At 41.7% G+C, this 1,080-nt stretch carries 1 pseudogene; it reads right to left on the reverse strand.

Features of this window, described 5'->3' with window-relative positions:
• Window positions 1-1,080, reverse strand: a pseudogene (locus AC1DN5_RS19020) (IS1182 family transposase); the annotation flags it as partial.

The following is a 1,080-nucleotide window of genomic DNA, read 5'->3' on the forward strand; positions in this document are numbered from 1 at the left end:
TTCGCTCTATTTTTTCTTTTCTTTTTTTATAGAGGGTTTTTCCTGAAACAGACAAGCGATTTTGTTTGACCTTTTCTTTAGGATCTTCCCATACATGCCGGGTGATGACCTTCTGGCGGTTTTTTGATCTTGTGCATTGCGCAAGTAAAGGGCATGCGGAACAGGTTTCAGGATTTGATTTATATGACCGGTAGCCTTTTCGGTCAGTTGTTGAGTATGTAAGTTTTTGCTGGTTCGGGCAAATATAACTGTCATTTTCACTGTCATAATGAAACTTCCATTTTGGAAACAAGCCTCTAGTAGGGTTATATCGTCTATGGACAATAACGCCAAAAATATGGCGGTCAGCTAATCCTTTACAGATGCGGGGTCGTTAAATATCCGGAATCAAGAGCGACGGCTTCTACTTGAAAACCAAATGTGCGATTTGAAGATCCAATCGGTCAAGATAGGGCACAGAATCATGGAGATTTCCGGGTGTGACATAGGCATCGGTGATAATGTTGTATTTCATATCCGTTGTGCGGTGATCTAAATAAAAGAAACCCTCCGGTTTGTTTTCACGGTATATATATCCACTTTCAGGATCAGTGGTACTGTGGCGGATCTCTTTTTCAGCTTTCACCTCCTCTTTGGCGGGTAATGGCTTTTTTCCGTGTTCCTCCCGATCTTCTTGGATGGCTTCATTTAAATCTTTGATATAGTTTTGTGTATCCTGTTCAATTGTTTTTCTTGTGTATTTGTGCTTGTTGGCATTGGCTTTCAGTTGAGTTGAATCGGTGAAAAGTACACGTCCGCCCACCATGTCATGATTGATGGCCTGGCGTCTCATCAAAGATGTCTTGGAAAATAGTTGTATCTTTAAAGCGTGTTCGTCTGTTCCAGCTGATGGTGGAGTGGTGCGGAACTGGGTCATTGATATTCAGTCCCCAAAACCATCTGTACGCCATATTGTAGTAAATTTTTTTTCAAGCTGTCTTTCTGAACGGGTACCGTAGAGGTATCCGATAAACATCATTTTGAATAAAATCAGCGGATCAAGTGAGGGGCGGCCTTTGTTTTCGCTGTAGTAAGGTTTCA

It is taken from the genome of Bacillus sp. 01N42_2, assembly GCF_056399565.1.